The 15,464-nt window shown below is 41.9% G+C and carries 14 protein-coding genes; 1 reads left to right on the top strand and 13 read right to left on the bottom strand.

Going from position 1 to position 15,464, the window contains the following annotated elements:
• The first annotated feature begins 54 nt into the window (after window positions 1–54).
• Window positions 55–186: a hypothetical protein gene (locus FZF09_RS23025; protein WP_255450448.1), complete on the top strand. Its 132-nt coding sequence runs from the start codon at window positions 55–57 to the stop codon at window positions 184–186.
• Window positions 187–709: 523 nt separating this feature from the next.
• Here FZF09_RS23025 and fabF read toward each other — a convergent pair.
• From fabF to argC, 13 genes are all read right to left on the bottom strand, one after another.
• Complete coding sequence (fabF, locus tag FZF09_RS08205; RefSeq protein ID WP_158736107.1) at window positions 710–1,954, bottom strand: beta-ketoacyl-ACP synthase II; 1,245 nt, start codon at window positions 1,952–1,954, stop codon at window positions 710–712.
• A gap of 45 nt (window positions 1,955–1,999) precedes the next feature.
• Window positions 2,000–2,935 (bottom strand): beta-ketoacyl-ACP synthase III, encoded by a 936-nt coding sequence (locus tag FZF09_RS08200; protein ID WP_158736106.1) that lies wholly within the window; start codon window positions 2,933–2,935, stop codon window positions 2,000–2,002.
• 317 nt (window positions 2,936–3,252) lie between these two features.
• Complete coding sequence (locus FZF09_RS08195) at window positions 3,253–3,525, bottom strand: penicillin-binding protein (protein WP_233269444.1); 273 nt, start codon at window positions 3,523–3,525, stop codon at window positions 3,253–3,255.
• An 80-nt stretch (window positions 3,526–3,605) separates the two neighbouring features.
• On the bottom strand, window positions 3,606–3,791 hold the full coding sequence (locus tag FZF09_RS08190) for a ComZ family protein (RefSeq protein ID WP_091584922.1): 186 nt from the start codon (window positions 3,789–3,791) through the stop codon (window positions 3,606–3,608).
• Window positions 3,792–3,880: 89 nt separating this feature from the next.
• Window positions 3,881–4,852 (bottom strand): BMP family ABC transporter substrate-binding protein, encoded by a 972-nt coding sequence (locus tag FZF09_RS08185; RefSeq protein ID WP_158736105.1) that lies wholly within the window; start codon window positions 4,850–4,852, stop codon window positions 3,881–3,883.
• Between the two features lie 208 nt (window positions 4,853–5,060).
• Window positions 5,061–5,228 carry a hypothetical protein gene (locus FZF09_RS08180; protein WP_158736104.1) on the bottom strand — a complete coding sequence of 56 codons (168 nt, stop codon included), beginning with the start codon at window positions 5,226–5,228 and terminating at the stop codon, window positions 5,061–5,063.
• A gap of 346 nt (window positions 5,229–5,574) precedes the next feature.
• Window positions 5,575–6,534, bottom strand: coding sequence for an ornithine carbamoyltransferase (gene argF / locus FZF09_RS08175; protein ID WP_158736103.1), 960 nt, complete (start codon window positions 6,532–6,534; stop codon window positions 5,575–5,577).
• 5 nt (window positions 6,535–6,539) lie between these two features.
• A complete protein-coding gene (locus tag FZF09_RS08170) occupies window positions 6,540–9,728 on the bottom strand; it encodes a carbamoyl-phosphate synthase (glutamine-hydrolyzing) large subunit (protein WP_158736102.1) in 3,189 nt (1,062 codons plus the stop codon).
• Window positions 9,721–10,803 (bottom strand): carbamoyl phosphate synthase small subunit, encoded by a 1,083-nt coding sequence (locus tag FZF09_RS08165; RefSeq protein WP_158736101.1) that lies wholly within the window; start codon window positions 10,801–10,803, stop codon window positions 9,721–9,723. The genes FZF09_RS08170 and FZF09_RS08165 overlap by 8 nt, the downstream gene beginning before the upstream one ends.
• A gap of 100 nt (window positions 10,804–10,903) precedes the next feature.
• On the bottom strand, window positions 10,904–12,073 hold the full coding sequence (locus FZF09_RS08160; RefSeq protein WP_158736100.1) for an acetylornithine transaminase: 1,170 nt from the start codon (window positions 12,071–12,073) through the stop codon (window positions 10,904–10,906).
• 19 nt (window positions 12,074–12,092) lie between these two features.
• Window positions 12,093–12,872, bottom strand: a complete 780-nt coding sequence (argB, locus tag FZF09_RS08155) for an acetylglutamate kinase (protein WP_158736099.1) — start codon at window positions 12,870–12,872, stop codon at window positions 12,093–12,095.
• Between the two features lie 28 nt (window positions 12,873–12,900).
• On the bottom strand, window positions 12,901–14,133 hold the full coding sequence (gene argJ, locus FZF09_RS08150; RefSeq protein WP_158736098.1) for a bifunctional glutamate N-acetyltransferase/amino-acid acetyltransferase ArgJ: 1,233 nt from the start codon (window positions 14,131–14,133) through the stop codon (window positions 12,901–12,903).
• Window positions 14,134–14,159: 26 nt separating this feature from the next.
• Window positions 14,160–15,191: an N-acetyl-gamma-glutamyl-phosphate reductase gene (gene argC, locus FZF09_RS08145; protein ID WP_158736097.1), complete on the bottom strand. Its 1,032-nt coding sequence runs from the start codon at window positions 15,189–15,191 to the stop codon at window positions 14,160–14,162.
• Window positions 15,192–15,464 lie beyond the last annotated feature (273 nt).

Here is a 15,464-nt window from a genome sequence, read left to right as displayed (position 1 = left end):
AGAAACAGTCTTTTTTTTAAAAGGGGAAGAAATGATAAATATTTCGCGTTTTACATGTCTAGCGCAAGCGCCTACTCGCTCGAGATTCCTTCGGTTCGTCAATGGAAAGCAAAAATCAGCTTTCCATATGCCGCCCTACAGGATTTGGCGCTCGTGAGCAAGGCGCTTACCCTTTTCTTATACTAAGCAGCTAAATATATATTTTTTTTAGGCTTACTCCAGCCGCAACATTTATCTTCAAGGACGTTTTGGGGGCGACATGAAACCCTTGAAGACTACAATACAGTGTTTTCCTTTTTAGTTTGCCTATGGCACTGTCTGAAAATTGACTTGAAAAGAATACCAACTTAGTAAGATTTCGTAAAGGCTGGAACAGTTTTCACACTATATCTGTTCTTTCTTTTACTTTTTGGATTGTCCGGATCTTTATTGGTTGTATTCGTTTGGTTGATACAAACAGAGTCTCTAAGTAAATCTTTGGACTTCCAATTAATATGGAACTGCTGCCTGATAACCATATAAGTATTCATAAATTTCTGTTATTCTACTTGTAATCAATACAAACAACCTCCTATCGGCGGGATCACTCTAAAGCTTAATAATAAAAAAATAAACCTTAAAAGTCTGTTTAATTTACTCCGATAACAGCGCCCAGCTTGTCAGAAAAAACGCCCCTTCCAAATCTGGAAAGAGCGCATCCCTTTTTTTGTTACTCTTCAAATGTTTTGAAGGCTAAGGTTGCATTGTGGCCGCCAAATCCTAAAGAGTTGCTTAATGCTCCTGTGACAGGAGCTTTTCGGTGCTCGTTAGGCACATAATCCAAATCACAGTCAGGATCGGCTTCTTCATAATTGATGGTCGGCGGTACAGTGCCTTCTTGCATTGCTTTAATCGTAAATATCGCTTCTACTGCACCAGCTGCCCCGAGAAGATGGCCGGTCATTGATTTAGTGGAGCTCATCATCAATTCATTCGCATGCTCACCAAATACTTTTTTCACTGCTATCGTTTCAAACTTATCATTGTAAGGGGTACTTGTCCCATGGGCATTTACATATTGAAAATCTTCCGGCTGTAAGCCAGCGTCTTCAATAGCTTGATTCATCGCACGAACGGCGCCTTCTCCTTCAGGAGCAGGAGCTGTTAGATGATAAGCATCTCCTGTTGCACCATAGCCCACTATTTCGGCGTAAATGTTTGCTCCTCTTTTTTGTGCAGATTCCAATGATTCAATCAACAGGATACCTGCCCCTTCTCCCATTACGAAACCGCTGCGATTTTTATCGAATGGACGAGAAGCTTTTTCTGGATCTTCAGTCGTTGTGATTGCTTTTGCAGAGCAAAAACCGGCTACAGCCATATTGGTAATAGGCGCCTCTGCTCCTCCTGTGATCATCGCATCGGCATCTCCTCGCTGGATGACTTTAAAAGCATCACCAATAGAATTCGTACCAGAAGCACAAGCCGTCACGGTACAAGAGTTAATCCCTTTTGCTCCTGTCACAATGGAAACCTGACCAGAAGCCATATCTGGAATCATCATTGGCACAAAGAATGGGCTTACTCTTTTGTAGCCTTTTTCTTGGAACTTATTAAATTGCTGCTCATATGTTTCCATACCGCCTATCCCAGAACCAATCCAAACTCCGATACGGTGGGCATTATCATCTGTAATGGTATATTGTGCGTCCTCTAAAGCCATGAGCGTTGACGCTACTGCAAATTGAGTGAATCGGTCCATTTTTCTAGCGTCTTTTTTATCTACAAAGGACGAAGCATCAAAATCTTGTACTTCAGCTGAAACTTTCATCGGAAAATCTTCTTTATTCACACGTGTTAATTCTCCGACACCCGAGACCCCTGCTTTTATATTCTTCCATGAAGTGTTTACATCCAGTCCGACTGGATTTACAGATCCCATTCCAGTAATAACCACTCGGTTTTTTTTACTCATGTCCTTTCTCTCCTTTGTCTGAATTTCCACTATAAAAGGGTGAGGTTACCGTCCCCAGCGAATAGCTGCTCCTCCCCATACTAGCCCTGAACCAAAACCTACCATTACTACAAGATCTCCATCTTTTATTTTACCATTTTTTAATTCTTCTACCACAGCAATTGGAATAGAAGAAGAAGAGGTATTGCCATATTTGTTTACCGTAACGGCCATTTTTTCTTTAGGAAGGTCAAGTCGTTCTCGAGCCGCTTCCATTATACGTATATTAGCCTGATGCGGGACAAGAAAATCAACATCATCTTTTGTTAACCCTGCTTTTTCTACAACATTTAAGGAAGACTCGCCCATTTGACGAACTGCAAACTTAAAGACTTCTCTACCATTCATAATAAGCTTTGGGTCTTGACGGATATGCATTGCACCTGACCCATCCGAACCGAGCTCAAATGCGAGCATTCCTTTCCCTTCGGCTACTGGTCCCATCACAGCTGCTCCTGCACCATCTCCAAATAAAACAGCTGTGTTGCGGTCATTCATGTCCACTACTTTTGATAATTTTTCCGCGCCAATAACGAGCACGTGCTCATAGGTTCCGTTTTTAATAAACTGATCCGCTGTCGCCAATCCATAAATAAAACCAGCGCAGGCTGCACTAATATCCATAGCTGCTGCGTTTTCAGCTCCTAATCTGTCTTGCAGTAAGGAAGACACAGACGGAAATGGATAATCAGGTGTTACGGTAGCAACCAATATTAAATCTATTTCTGAGGCATCTAGGTCTGCATCTTTTAATGCTTCTACCGCCGCATAGTATGACATGTCAGAGGTGTTTACTTCCTCTTCAGCAAACACTCTTCGTTCGATTCCAGTTCTTGAACGTATCCACTCATCACTTGTGTCAAGCGTCTTTTCGAATTCCGTATTTGTAATTTCTCGCCCCTCAATGAAACTGCCAATACCCCAGATTCCAGCATTTCGCATGTATTACGCTCCTCCTCTAATCGGGTAATTCTTCTATAACTTTTCCTATTATCTCTGCATTACCATATAAATCAGTCATTTCACTGCAAAGCAGGTAAATCCTCATATGACTTATGAAAAATCTTTATTTTATACTTCATATTATGACCTGGTTTTAATTTTAAACCAAAAATTTTGCTTTGTCTAGATACGTCTAGGTGCTCAAAAAAGCTTATGAGAAATATTGGTTGCCCTCTTATTAATAGCCGAAAAAAAGAAAAACTAACCTGCTCGATGCCCTTGCAGGTTAGTGATTATAAACAACAGCTTTTTACTTGCTAATAGTCTTCGGTAAATGGCGGCGGACCATAACCGGTGTAATTGCCATACGAGGGACCGAAACTCGGGCCATAGCTCGGACCAAATGTCGGGCCGTAATGAGGACCGTAGGTTGGACCATAATACGGCCCGCCGTAACCGCCATAGTTAAAAAGTAAAGGACCAACAGCTAGCCCTGCCAGAAATGGGATAAACGGATAGTATGGATTTCTGGGAGGCTGGTGGTGCTCATTATTTCGATATGGGCCATAATGATACAGATATGGGTACATAAGGTGACAACCTTTCTTTTTCTCTTAGATATTTTCACTATATGACAAAAAAAGAAAGGTGTTACCTGCCGCTCTTTCTATTATTCCTTCTTTGCATCGTCATAGCCCATATTGTAGGCTTCATTCATCACACTCATCAGCATTTCAAGAGCAGGCTGCAGATCATGCATATCTAGTTCAATTCCCTTTTCATTTAAAAAAGCCCGTCCTTCCTGCACATGCTTCATCGCAATTTCCATAAACCTCATGTTTAATTCTTGATCCATGATTACACCTCATTTAACGTTTTGCTAGTATGTTCATGTATTATTCAAGCATTTTTCTACCTAAAGCGTCAAGGAGCAGTGGGCCGGATCTATTCGTTTGGAAACTCTCCTGTTTGTTTATATTCGTCTACCTCTTCATCTAATTGCTGCTGGACTTCTTCTGGGATGCGCGGACTGTATTTTCCCATCGATATGGCCCCCTCTTGAAAATCAACCGTTATATTTCCGCTGTCTAATTCATTGTTTTGATACTTTTCAGCTGCCATTCTATACATTTCGTCCACATGCTGTACGGTGCTCGTCAACACGGTAGACTCGCCTAAATCTGATTGATCGCCAACATAGCCAATAGCATACAATCCTTCTTCTTTCAATTTATTAATCACTTCGATATGAAATCCGTCCCCCGCCGGATAAATAATATCCGCACCTTTGTCTAACATATCATTTAACGTGTGAAGGGCTTTTTCTTTGTCATCCCAGCTTTCAATATGGCTGCTGATCACCTCGACAGAAGCATCTTTCGTTTGGACTCCTTCTACAAATCCTTCTGCTTCCGGCTGCCACTCCTGAGCAGCTATCACTCCTACTGTGTTTGAATCACTCATTTCCCCAGACAACCTGCCAGCAAAATAACCCATAGCATATCCATCAAAATGAATAGAAGTTACATTTTCGTTTGATACTTCACCGTTAAAACTGACAAAATGCATGTCAGCATAATCTTCGCTCAGTTCGTCAAACATCTTCGCAAATATCTTCCCATGGCCAAATACAAGGCCTACCCCTTCTTCTTGCAACGTATCTAAAGAAGTTTTTACTGCACCAAGACTCGAAATATTTTCTTCATACATGACTTCCATATCTAATTCTGACTGAATATTCAACAAGCCGTGATATCCTTTGTTATTCCAGCCCTCGTCGTCGATAGTACTTTCTAAAAGCAATGCAGCTTTGTAGTCTGACGACGCAGTGGACATATCTGTACTGCAGGCACTAAGAAGCAGAAAAACGGTGTATCCAACGATTATGGCCCCTATGGATTTTCGGTTTGAAAACATAACCAACAACGCTCCTTTTAAAATAAGCAATAAGCAGAGTCGTAGTAGTTTTGCTTATCCTTTGATTCTTTAACAAAGTTAAACTTTTCTAAAGTAGAAGATAATTATAATTGCAGATTGCTCAGCACTCTTTATATTCGTTTCTTATCCTAAAATCCCTGCTTTCTAATACCTTAACAAAGAAATGCATATGTAAAGCGTTGTTTCTCTATGACTTACTTTTGGTATAAAACCATTCTCCTAAAAAGGCAGCAGCAAGCGAAAGAAGAACAGACATCCCTTCTCCTATTTTAAAAATATAATGCAATACGGCAAAGGCTAATATGAGAATGACACAAAAAAGCAGTGTTCTCACATAAACGGTTCTCAACTCCATATGTAGTATTCTCCCTATTCGGTAGTATGACTTTCATTTTCTTATATTTTAGGGAATTTCGCAAAGATATTTTTTCAAGAGCGTATTGACATGACACACAGCTATTAGAAACCACATAGCGGCCAAGAGGTGCCGCCACCATCTGCCATGAAACAGCAATTTTAGTTTTAAAGCGTTATAATCTCGTTTAATATCGGTTATTTGCCTGTTCTTTAAAATGTTTTTTCATACAAAAAACTTGGCTTCCATGTGAAAACGGTCGAGTCGTAGTTTTGCTTATCCTTTGATTCTTAACGTACAAAAAACTGCTCTAACAGCAGCGCGTACGGCTAGAGCAGCTTTTATACTATTCGATAACTGATGCTAGAATCGCTTTTTGTACATGCAGTCTATTTTCCGCTTCATCGTAAATAACAGAGTGAGCTCCGTCAATAATTTCAGCAGCTACTTCTTCGCCGCGATGTGCTGGCAGGCAGTGCAAAAAGATATAATCTTCTTTGGCGTTGGCACAAAGCTCTTCGTTTATTTGAAAACCTTCAAATGCCTTTTCTCTTTTTGCCTGTTCTTCTTCATACCCCATACTCGCCCATACATCAGTATATATCACATCGGCATCTTTTACTGCTTCTTCTGGGTTGTGAGTCAATACAAGCTCTGTTCCGTTTTCTTCTGCGGTTTGCTGAATTTCTTTCCACACCTTATCGTCCGGTTCATACCCTTTAGGAACAGCAATAGCTGCATCCATTCCTGCTTTAGCACAAGCAATGAGCAGGGAATGAGCGACATTGTTTCCATCACCGATAAAGGCCGCTTTTAAACCTTCAAGCTTGCCTTTATGCTCTTTTATAGTCAGCAAATCTGCAAGTGCCTGGCACGGATGATACAAATCGGTCAGTGCGTTAATAACCGGCACATCAGAGTGAACCGCTAATTCTTCGACGCTTTCATGGGAGTTTGTACGGATCATAATCGCATCTAGATAGCGGGAAAGCACGTTGGCCGTATCTTTAATCGGCTCGCCGCGGCCAATTTGCAAGTCTCTTGGACTAAGAAACAAAGAGTGGCCTCCGAGCTGAGTCATTCCTACTTCAAAAGAAACCCGTGTTCTCGTCGAAGCATTTTCAAAAATCATTCCGAGAGATTTCCCTGGCAGCAGCAAGGTTTGTCCGTTTTGTTTTTGGTTTTCCTTTAATTGCTCGGAAAAATTCAAAAGGTCGTTGATTTCTTCACTCGTAAAATCGAGCAAGGTTAAAACATCCCTCCCGATAAGATTTGCGGGAGGCTGTATGACCGTTTGTTCACTCATAAGTTTTACACTCCTTCTTGGGCCGTTACCGTCTCTTTCAGCCATTCTTCCATTGCCTGTGGTTCTTTTCTTTCACCTGTCATCGCGTCAATCATTATTTTTAATGTGTCGGTATTGGTAACAACAGTTTTGCGCTGTTTTAATGCTTCCTGACGGCGTTCTTTTCCATTAGAATAGCCCGTTTTCGGAAGACTTATATATGCTGCCGCCTCTTTGTCGCTGATCCATTCTGAAAAAGACATTTTGTTTTCGACTGCATGATCTTTTTCCTCAGCAGCAAGTGTGTAACCCAGCTTGACTAATTGCTGTAAGGCCGGGGCACAGTCTTTGGCATGACTTTCATGAATATCACAGAAAATGATCCCTGTCTTTTTAAATAGCAGCGGAACTTGGCTTTCAGACCAGGCAAACGCTTTTTGGAATGCTTCTTCTTTATCTTTGGCAATGCTGATTAACTCTCCCGTTGATTTCATTTCCGCTTCTAAGAGAGGATCAATGCCGGCTAATTTGTCATTGGAAAACACAGGCGCTTTCACAGTGTAATACGGCGTTTCCTCTTTTAATCCGGTTTTGCCGTTTGCCCATTCTTTTACGGAACGACCTAGAAGCATATGAACAGCTCCTTCGACTAACGGAGTGCCGGTGACTTTCGATAAAATCGGGACCGTTCGCGAAGCGCGCGGATTGATTTCGATGACATATAACGTATTATTTTCATAAACAAACTGAATATTAAATATTCCTTTAAAGTTCATTCCTCTGGCTATATTTTGCGCATATTGGACCAAAAGCGCTTTGGTCGTACCGCTCACACTAAACGGAGGCGTAACCGCCATAGAGTCTCCAGAATGGACCCCAGCAGGCTCCACATGTTCAAAAATCCCCGGGATGAAAATATCATAGCCGTCTGTCAGTACGTCCACTTCAAGTTCTTTTCCCGGTAGAAATGCATCAATCAAAATAGGATATTCTACACTTTTGTTACTGTCTGTTAAATACGTTTCAAGCTCCGCTTCACTCGTGTGAATCGCCATGCCCTGTCCGCCGATGACATAAGATGGACGCAGCAATACCGGATATCCAATCTGATTAGCCTTCTCCATTACATCAGCTTTATTGTAGCCAGTAATCCCAGGAATATGAGGGACGTCTACTTTTTTCATCAATTCATAAAAGCGGCCCCGGTCCTCGAGCTGGTCAATCGTATCATAAGATGTACCAAGAACATGCAGTCCAGCTTCTTCAAGCTCTTGGGTAAGGGAAATCCCTGTCTGGCCTCCTAGCTGAACAATAATAGATTCTACGTTTTCAACTTCCGCTACATGCTGAACGTCTTCACTTGTTAATGGTTCAAAATAGAGATGATCAGCCATTTCAAAGTCAGTACTCACCGTTTCAGGATTGTTGTTCATAATAACCGCTTCATATCCAGCTTTTTGCACTTCCATAGCGCCATGGACCGAACAATAATCAAATTCAATCCCTTGCCCGATACGAATAGGGCCTGATCCAAGAATTAAGATTTTTGGTTTCCCGCTTTCTTCTTTTCTATCACTGTTTTTGTACCAGCTTGAATAGTAATACGGTGTATCTGCGGTAAATTCTGCAGCACACGTATCTACCATATGGTAAGAAGGGAGAATGTCCCAAACCTTTCTCTGTTTATATATCTCTGCCGCTTCGATGTTCCATTGCTGGGCCAGCCATTTATCCGTAAAGCCTGCTTTTTTCCAAGTTAAAAGCTTTTTAGCATTTATCTCATCCCAGCTGTTATTTTGAATCTCCTTCTCAAGCTGTGCCAGCTTTTGAAAAGATTGAAGGAAAAATAAATCTATTTCTGTTTTCTCATGAAGCGAAACAGCTGTTTCTCCTTTTCTTAACAGCTCCATCAGCACAAAGAACCGCTGATCATCTTGATTGTCAAGAAGATTATAAAGTTCATCTGTCGTTTTTTTAGATAATCCTGGCAGAGTCAAACCGTTCGTTTTTATTTCAAGAGAACGGACTGCTTTTTGAAGGGCAGCTTCTAAATTACGCTCAATCGCCATTACTTCTCCAGTTGCTTTCATTTGAGTACCCAGTTTTCTGTCGGCAGTATCAAATTTATCAAACGGCCAGCGCGGAAACTTCACGACAACATAATCAAGAGCCGGTTCAAAACTTGCATACGTATGGCCGGTAACAGGGTTGAGCAATTCATGTAACTGATAACCTACACTAAGTTTAGCTGCCATTCTTGCTATGGGATAACCCGTTGCCTTAGAGGCAAGAGCCGACGAACGGCTGACACGCGGATTCACCTCGATAAGGTAGTATTTTTTACTGTATGGGTCGAGTGCAAATTGAATATTGCAGCCGCCGACAATACCAAGCGCTCGAATGACTTTCAGAGACGCAGCTCTTAGCATTTGATATTCTACATCGGTCAATGTCTGGGACGGGGCGACTACTATCGAATCACCCGTGTGAATACCGACCGGATCAATGTTTTCCATATTACACACAGTAATACAGGTGTCGTTTTCATCCCGCATCACTTCATATTCTACTTCTTTATAGCCTGCAATACTTTTTTCTACTAAACATTGATTGATGGGACTTGCTTCAAGGCCGCCTGTGATAATGTAGCGAAGTTCTTTTTCATCATGGGCGATACCGCCGCCGCCTCCGCCTAACGTATAAGCAGGACGAATAATGATCGGATAGCCGGTTTTCGCTGCAAACACCAGTGCTTCTTCTTCTTTTTCTACTATTTCACTTTCAGGCACTGGTTCACCGATTTCTTGCATGAGAGACCGGAACAATTCGCGGTCTTCTCCTTGTTTTATCGAATCTATCGGCGTTCCGAGCAGGGTTACCCCATATTTGCCCAAAATATCTTGTTCATCTAAGGCAAAAGCCAGGTTTAAACCGGTTTGACCGCCAAGTGTAGCAAGAAGGCCGTCCGGCTGCTCTTTTTGAATCACTTTCTCAACTGATTCTACGGTGAGCGGTTCAAAATATACTTTATCGGCACATGCTTCATCGGTCATGACCGTAGCCGGGTTATTATTTATTAGTATAACTTCCATACCTTCTTCACGAAGGGCAAGACAGGCTTGTGTTCCGGAATAGTCAAATTCAGCAGCCTGCCCGATAATAATCGGTCCTGAACCAATGACCAGCACTTTCTTTATCTCTGTTTGCTTAGGCATAGGTTTTCTCTCTCCCTTTTTTCTTAAGATGTTCGAGAAACTGATCGAAAATTTCTTCGCTGTCTGCCGGTCCAGGATGTGCTTCTGGATGGAACTGTACCGTAATAATATCGTGTTTTAGATGGGAGAGGCCCTCTACTGATCCATCGTTAATATTTTTAAACTGTACAGCAAATTCTCCTTTAGGCAGACTGTTTTCTTTTACAACATAGCTGTGATTCTGTGAAGTCATAAACACTCTGTTCGTATGTGTATCCTGTACTGGCTGGTTTGCTCCGCGGTGGCCGAAGCGAAGTTTTTCCGTGTCTCCGCCAAAAGCAAGCGCCAAAAGCTGGTGACCAAGGCAGATGCCAAGGGATGGATAGGTTTGTGCAAGCTTTCGATATCGCGGCAGCCATTCGTTTAACTGCTTAGGGTTTCCCGGTCCGTTAGAAAACAGTAGTCCGTCCGGCTCCAGGTCTGTCAATTCTTTTTCTGATATATCATAAGGAACAACCGTTACTTTGCAGTCTTTTTTCACTAAGCTTCTAACCATTGATTGTTTGTAGCCAAAATCGAGCAGAACAATGTGATGATCTCCTTCTCCTTTGGTAAACGGTTCTCTGACTGTTACTTCATCGATAAGCATTTGTTCACCAATCGGCTCATAAGAACTCACTTCCGTTTTTTCAGGAGAGGTGGTCATAACTGCTCCCATATCCCCTTTTTCTCGGATACTTTTTACAAGAGAGCGTGTATCGACTCCCTTTAATAAAGGAACTCCTGCTTTTGAAGCTGCTTCTTCAATGGTTTGTTTTGCTTCATAATGAAAGGCTTCAGGAGATGCTTCACTGATCACCAGGCCTGCTGGCTGCGGTTTAATGCTTTCATAGTCTTTTTCGTTCCATCCATAGTTTCCAATGAGGGGATACGTAAACACGACGATCTGGCCGTGAAACGAAGGGTCGGTCATCACTTCCTGATAACCAGTCATTCCGGTAAAAAAGACTATTTCACCATATACTTCTTCCTGGGTGTCAGCGGCAATGGTTCCTTCAAATATTTCTCCACTTTCTAGCTTGATATATCCCTTCATATTCTTGTTCCTCCTCATTCTAATAACAAGTTTGTCTAAGCTCCCAAGAGGGGGAGTAAGTTTGACGCTGCTACAAGCGGTGCTGCCAGCGAAAGGTGTTCTATTTGTTTTTCAGCGTTTCTTCTATTGCATGAACGCCTTTCATAAGCGTTTCCCATTCGATGGTCAAAGGCGGGAGAAGCCGTAAAACATTCGGCCCGGCCGCGATGGCCAAAACTCCTTTTTCCTGCAGTTTCAGTATCGTATTTGCTGCCGGTTCCGTTAATTCGATACCAATCATCATGCCTTTTCCACGAATATCTTTTACTATATTAAGAGAAGAAAGTCTCTCGTTTAATTCCTTTCGTAAAGTTTCCCCTTTTGCTGCTGCTTTTCTGCTCCAATCTTCCTCAATTAAAGTACGCAGTGTGGCCTGTGCTGCAGCCATTGCAAGAGGATTTCCGCCAAATGTTGTCCCATGACTTCCCGGTCCAAAAGCTTCTTTTAAATGAGCTTTTCCGATAACAGCTCCCGTTGGAATTCCATTTCCCAGTGCTTTTGCGGTCGTAATTACATCTGGATTTAAACCACTGTGTTCATGTGCGAAAAAAGCTCCTGTTCGGCCAAGTCCCGTTTGTATTTCATCACAAATCAGCAATGCGCCAGCTTTTTTTGCGGCTTTTTCTACCGCTTGTAAAAACGAATGCTCTCCCGGTATCACTCCGCCTTCTCCTTGTACCGGTTCTACGATTACAGCAGCGGTTTCTTCATCTACAGCGTTCTCCACTGCCTTCACATCGTTATATGGCAGATACTCAAACCCTTCAAGCATCGGTCCAAATCCCTTATGAATGCTGTCCTGTCCGGTAGCTGCCATACTGCCAAATGTTCGGCCGTGAAAGGACTGGAGAAAGCTGATGATCTTCTTTCGCCCTGTATGTTTTCTTGCCAGTTTAATGGCGCCTTCATTGGCTTCTGCTCCACTGTTAGCAAAAAATACAAGATCTCCGCATGAATGAGCGGTTAGCAGTTCTGCTGTTTCCTGCTGCCCTTCGTAATGAAAAAAATTAGATGCATGCCAGCCTTCATGCAGCTGTTGTTCTACTGCTTTAAGTACAGCCGGATGACCGTGGCCTAGATTTACGACACTAATTCCAGCCATTAAATCTATATACGTTTTCCCCGATTGATCGGTTATGGTTGAACCGGAAGCACTTTTAAACGTTATATTCCATCTTTTATATGTCGGGAAAAGCAGTTCTTCGTGTTTTGATTGGTTATTGGATTCCATTTCCCGGTTCCCTCCTGGTTTATGATGTTATTGCTTTTTTCTTTATAATTGTTGTTCCTTTTAATGTCCCGTCTTCATGTGTATTTTTACCGTTCCCATTAGCAATCGTCACTTTTTCCAGCTTGCCTGTTAAACTATCAGCTGCAGCTCGAACTTTTGGAATCATGCCGCCGTATATCGTTCCATTTTCTACTAAAGCGTTGACTTCTGTGACAGCTAACGTTTCCGCTAATTGTCCTTTGACTAACACACCATCTACATCTGTTACAAAAATTAATTCTTCCGCGTGCATGGCTCGAGCTACAGCAGCGGCTGCTACGTCGGCATTTATATTTAACTTGCCTTCGTTTGTATCCGCCGCAATTGGCGCTATGACAGGAATAAAATCATTTTGAATTAATTGCTGCAGAAAACGGACATTAATTTCTTCTACTTTTCCAACATACCCTAATGTTTCTAGATTAATAGGTGACGCCTTGATTAAATCGCCATCAATCCCTGATATGCCGATAGCTGTTGCTTGTGTTGGCTGAAAAGCAGCAACAATTTTCTTGTTCACTTTTCCGCTTAAAACAAGTTCGGCTGCTTCAAGCACGTCTCCCGTTGTTTTTCTTAATCCGTCGACAAATTCTGGTTTGATTTGCATTTGTACTAACATATTGTTGATTGCAGGGCCGCCTCCGTGTACGATGATTGGATGCTTCCCCTTTTTTTTCATCGCGGCGATGCTATGAAAAAAGTCTGGTGACAGCTCATCTACCGTGGAACCCCCGCATTTAATAACTACAATGCCTTCCATTGTTCATCGTTCCTCTCCCCTGTTTTTATTACGTGCGGTATCCCGCGTTAATTCTTACATATTCATAGGTAAGGTCGCATCCCCATGCTTTCCCTGAACCTTCTCCGATATTTAAGTCGACCGTAATCGTAATGTTTTCTTGTTCTAAATATGCTTTTGCTTCTTCTTCTGAAAAGGAAACAGGCGTACTATTTTTCAATGTTTGGATAGAGCCTAGTGATATATCGATTTTCTCTGGGTCTAGTTCTACTTCACTGTATCCAAGCGCTACGATAATGCGCCCCCAGTTTGCATCTGTCCCGTAAATTGCCGTTTTCACAAGGTCTGAGCCTACAATTTGTTTAGCCGCTTTTCCAGCTTCTTCGTCTGTTTTGGCACCTGAAACATTCACTTCAACGAGCTTTGTTGCCCCTTCGCCGTCTCTTGCAATCTTTTTGGCCAAATCCTCGCATGTCAGCTGCAGCGCTTTTTTAAACTTCTCCCACTCTGGATGTGAAGGATGCAGACTGTCATTTCCAGCATGGCCGCTCGCCATTACTACTACCATATCGTTTGTAGACGTATCACCATCCACGGTAATGCGATTAAACGTTTTATCGGTCACTTCGTTTAACGCTTGCTGAAGATCATCTGGTTCAATGGCCGCGTCGGTTGTAACAAAGCCGAGCATCGTGGCCATATTCGGGTTAATCATGCCGGAGCCTTTCGCTGTTCCGCCAAACGTTACCCGCTTGCCATTAATCATCGTTTGAAAGCAGGCATGCTTTTTAACTTTATCGGTTGTCATAATGGCTTCATTAAATTGATCGGCATCTTTAAAAGTAGGCATTGGTTTGAGATCTTTGATTCCCGGAATAATTTTGTCCATTTTCAAACGCTCGCCTATCACACCTGTTGATGTGACTGCTACTTGATGATCCGGCATATCAAATGTATCCGCTAGAGACTCTCTCATCGTGTATGCATCAAGCAGTCCTTGTTCTCCTGTACAAGAATTGGCATTGCCGCTGTTTACTACAATCGCACGCAGTTTCCCTTCTTTGGCGATGCTTTCTTTTGTAACCTGCAGGGGAGCTGCTTGTATTTTGTTTAACGTATAAACAGCTGCACTCGAAGCAGGCACATCACATAGGATGGCACCGAGATCCTTGCGTTTACGCTTCACCTTTGTGTGAACGCCGGCTGCTGTAAAACCAAAAGGAGTAATAATACTTCCTCCGTTCACTTCTACGATTTCTTCTGTATTTTGTAAAGTGCTCATGCTTCTCTCTCCCCTGAATTTGAATATTATGGATAAATTGGGACGGAATAAAGACCGGTTTCTTCTGGTATTCCAAACATGACATTCATGTTTTGAATGGCTTGCCCTGAAGCTCCTTTAACTAAGTTATCAATTACAGAAACGACTGTTATTCTGTCCGTTCTCTCATCGACGGTTACGCCGATATCACAATAATTTGTTCCGTAGACTTCTTTTGTAAATGGAAACGTTCCGCTTTTTCTTACTCGGACGAATGTTTTTTCATTATACGCTTTGTCATATATTTCTTTCACGTTTTGTTCTGTCCATCCTTTATGCAATGGAGCATACATTGTCGCCATAATCCCGCGTGTCATAGGTACAAGATGCGGTGTGAAAGTCACCGTTGCATTTTCTTGCATCCATCCGCTTAATTCCTGCTCTATTTCTGGTGTATGTTTATGTTCATTTACCTTGTATACTTTGAAATTATCATTCATCTCACTAAAATGTGTGATGGCATTAAGCGAACGTCCTGCTCCTGTTGTACCTGATTTTGCATCAATAATCACTTGATTAGCGTCTATGGCTCCTTCTTTTACGAGCGGAGCCAAACCAAGCAGCACTGCTGTTGGGTAGCAGCCCGGATTTGACAACAGATCGGTCTTTTCTATTTCTTCTTTCCGCCACTCTGTCAACCCATACACTGCTTCTTTCAATAAGGATGTCTCTGCACTTGCTCTTCCGTACCATTTCTCATAAACAGATGCATCTTTTAAACGAAGATCTCCGGAAAGATCTATTACTTTTGTGTCTGGCACGAGCTGGCCGGTTAAATCAGCAGACACTCCAGGCGGTGTTGATAAAAACACGACATCATGCTGTTTTAAATGGTCAACATTAATATCTTCTAATGTTTCGTCTATAATTTCAGATACATGCGGATAACTTTCAGCCATCGTCTTGCCTTCTTGGGAAGAAGAAAAGACAGCAATTTTCTTTACTTCAGGATGATTGTGAAGCAATCGAATTAATTCTATTCCGCCATATCCAGTTGCTCCGACTATTGCAGCTTTCATAAACTTGCACCTCGTTTTATCTTTATACATTTTCCGTTGATGTTTATTATAAGTGTGAATATATATTAATGCAACTGTATTTTTATATTTTTTCAAATCTCTTTTTAATATTCTTTTAATACCTTCCTTCATTAGGATTATTAAAAAAATCAGCCCATGTTCTGTATTTATGTAGGATGTGTATTTATATACATTCTTTTGCATTCGAGTACTTATGGTGGAAGTCGTAGTTTTTCTTATTCTTTGTCCTTTTACAAAGTTAAAGTCTCCTAA

Source organism: Alteribacillus sp. YIM 98480 (assembly GCF_009765375.1).
Classification (GTDB): Bacteria; Bacillota; Bacilli; order Bacillales; family Marinococcaceae; genus Alteribacillus.
This window is presented reverse-complemented; position numbering and strand designations above follow the sequence as displayed.